The sequence below is a fragment of the Loigolactobacillus jiayinensis genome, from assembly GCF_003946445.1.
Lineage (GTDB): Bacteria > Bacillota > Bacilli > Lactobacillales > Lactobacillaceae > Loigolactobacillus > Loigolactobacillus jiayinensis.
This window is the reverse complement of record NZ_RHOF01000111.1, coordinates 1-3,206: the sequence shown is the minus strand read 5'-3', so window position 1 is coordinate 3,206 and position 3,206 is coordinate 1. Positions and strand designations below refer to the sequence as shown.

General features: G+C 45.0%; 1 protein-coding gene and 1 pseudogene. One reads left to right on the top strand and one right to left on the bottom strand.

Annotation, left to right across the window (positions count from 1 at the left end; genetic code table 11):
- Positions 1 to 63: 63 nt before the first annotated feature.
- A complete protein-coding gene (locus EKM80_RS14610) occupies positions 64 to 852 on the top strand; it encodes a putative ABC transporter permease (RefSeq protein WP_125554403.1) in 789 nt (262 codons plus the stop codon).
- Positions 853 to 1,028: 176 nt separating this feature from the next.
- Here EKM80_RS14610 and EKM80_RS14605 read toward each other — a convergent pair.
- Positions 1,029 to 3,110 (bottom strand): annotated as a pseudogene (locus EKM80_RS14605) (DNA topoisomerase).
- Positions 3,111 to 3,206: the final 96 nt, after the last annotated feature.

The following is a 3,206-nucleotide window of genomic DNA, read 5'->3' as shown; positions in this document are numbered from 1 at the left end:
CCTGAGTCGTTAAGTACAAAGAAGTAAGTTTCTAAATTTAATAATACGAGGAGGTTAGTCACTGTGCAGGAAATTTTTCTTTCACCCGTAGAATTACGTTTTTCATTTTTAATTCTTTATTTTGCGGCTTATGCTTTTATCGGCTGGATTTGGGAAAGCACTTATGTGAGTGTGCGTAAACGACACTTTACCAACTCGGGCTTTATGATTGGGCCGATCATCCCCGTTTACGGCTTTAGTGTCATCCTAGTTCTATTATTGCTGGAACCGTTCAAAAATAACTTGGTGGCCCTGTTTGTCCTCGGTGCCTTGCTGATCACTGTGATCGAGTACCTTACCAGTTGGCTGATGGAAAAATTATTTCAAGCACGTTGGTGGGATTATAGTCAGTTGCCACTGAATCTTAATGGCCGCGTTGCCCTACCAATCTCGTTATTTTGGGGCTTTGGCATCGTCGTGATCGTCAAGTTAGTCCATCCTTTTGTAAGTCGCTTTATTCTCGGTTTGCCGGCAACAACGGCGATTCTCAGTAGCGTGGTCTTCACCGACTTATTGATGTTCGACCTCGGTTTTACCGTTGCCAACGTCATCGGGTTCCGCGCTGCCACTCAGCGTATTGGTAACACGGTTGAAACCATGAAAGCTGATATTAAAAATCAAGCTGATACCCATCTAGATGGCTGGTTCGAACATTTCCGCGCCAATATTAAAGCCAACGATCGCCTACCACGCTTGAACTACGTTGAGCGCCGCTTACTCCACGCTTTTCCAAATTTAAAATTCAAACGTACAACAGCTTCGACGAAAGAAATTTCGCGGATCGCGGATTTTCTACGCAAACGCCGAGAGTAAAACAAATTAACGCGCAATAAATGAATAGGCGCCCTAGGGTGTTATTTTATAGCGCATATGACCAACTAGTCATCTACTATAAAGCAGGCGCTGGCATAATTTCACTTATGTCAGCGCCTGCTTTATTAATTAATCCCGCAATATTCATTGAAATCTATCGCTGCTGTTATTTTTACCTACTTACCAAAGTCAGCCTTGAAACCCCAAAACTTTTTGCCCTTAAACGTTTGTTGCTTTAAGGCGCCGGTGGCAGTGTAGGTCTTGCCGTACTTACTGGTGGCACTAAATGAGATCACGTCACCTTGCAATAGTTTGCGGATCTCCTCTGCGCTAAATTTATGGCCGCTCCAGGTTGAATTAAATTCAACTGTTGGCCCATTTTGATATTGTCCTTGGGCCTTGGGTTTGGTTTTATATTTTTTTGGCGCGCTTGCCGGTGACTGCTTGCCCACAAAGTTTGCGAGTTCCTGGCTATTATTTAAGATAAGTGGTAAATCATGGGCGATCACGTTAGTGGCTGAATTGACCACGACCGCTGGTGCTTCATTTAGCTTACCAACGGCGTCCATATGATCAAAAAGCTGTTTGGTGATTTTAGGTGAGCCGATCCAAGTATCCCGCACCAGCACCGCAGCAATCGTGCCTGGTTGCGTTAACGTATAGAAACCACGTTTTTCGTTGATGAACGCATTTTTGCCACTGATCAACTGCGCTTGCACGCTAAGTCTGGTGGCACCTGTGCCGATGTTATGCTTTTCTAAGAACTTACCGATCCAATCAGCACTTGGTCGTGTGGGTTTCGGATTAGCACCTTAATACATAAACGGCGTGGCATCAGGTCCAACAGCTTCATTAGGCGTTTGGGTCTTCGTCGCTTGCTCCGTATCATCAAAGATGGCCTTATAATTTAATTTAAGTGGTACATTGAACCCAGTTTTAAAGTCAGGATATAATTGTAACTCGGCGGTAATCCGTGCGAATTCATAATCCTCGCCTAAAATCGCCAAATAATTTGCGGCCAATGTTTTGTAGATTGCTTGGGCGCTTGGGCCGTATTTGCTTAACTCAGCCAACGACTTAGGTACCTTGATGCCCGGTCGGTTCGCACCATGGGCCGCCGCACTAGCACGGTGCTTGCTGCGTAATACGCGATGGGTCAACAATTGTGGGTTGACGCCGACAACAGCGGCAATCGTGTCAACGACTGGCAAAAGTTCATTGTACTGCTCCTGCGTGATTTTGCGGTCTTCAGTACGCGGGTAGGAAACAAGTTCTGCTTCGTACATCTTTTGATAGGTAGCGAGTACTTCCTTGGAATTAAATCCTTGTTGCGCTAAAAGTGAGCCTAACTTGGCCAAATCAAGCAACGCACCTGGCGCCTGCGTTTTGCGCACACGTTTGATAGCTGTCACTGGACTATTCTTATAGCGCGCGACATCAGTCTGACCACTTTGTTCATCTGCAAAGCGGGCGGCCTGTTTTTGCGCATCAGTTTTAAGCTCCCGCGCGAAAATATGGCCCGCCGGATCCTTAAACTTAGTCTCAAAGTAAGGTGTTTTAACATAGTTATCGATCAATTGTTGTTGCTGCCAGATTTTTAAAACAATCACTGATTTCAAGCGGCCCTGATTGACTACTTTGACCCGGTAACCTGCCTGACGGGCAGCATAAGTGGAAATACGCGTTAGTTGCATTGATAAAAAATCCCACTTGCTACGCGCATCTGATTTGAGGTATTCGCCTTGCTTAGATTGATCTGTGATCTCAGTCATTTGCTGCATTGCTTTATTCAGTGATTTAGGGGTTTCATCAGCAAAACGAATGCGATAAACCGGCTTTTGCCATTTAATTGCGTTCACAATTTCCCAGCCTAACAAATCCCCTTCACCGGAAGGATCATTATCTGTGGCGATTAAAATAGCCTGAGCGTTGGCTGCTTCTGCCTTAATTGCCGCGACATCTGCGCGGGTTGATTTAGATTTTTTCGTATAGGCATTATAGGCCTTGGTATAGGTTTTTGCCCATGAAAAATCAGCTTGATTCCACGGCATTGTCTGCATATCCGTCCACGAACTGTAACGTTGTTTAGCCGCTTCTGTTGTCACCATTTTTTCGGGGTCTTTAAATGCCATTAAGTGACCGTGCGCATGAACGATTTTATACGTCTTGCCGATCACATTTCCGGTCGTCCCGCCAAATGCTTTGGCCATATGCTTAGCTGCGCTGGCTTTTTCAGCCAAAATTAACATATCGATCATTGGGTCACCTTCCTTTACAACTGCTATTGAGCCGTGTTTTTCGTAAGCACCTAATAATAAACCGTTTTTCAATACAAATCGCCCGATCTCAGAATT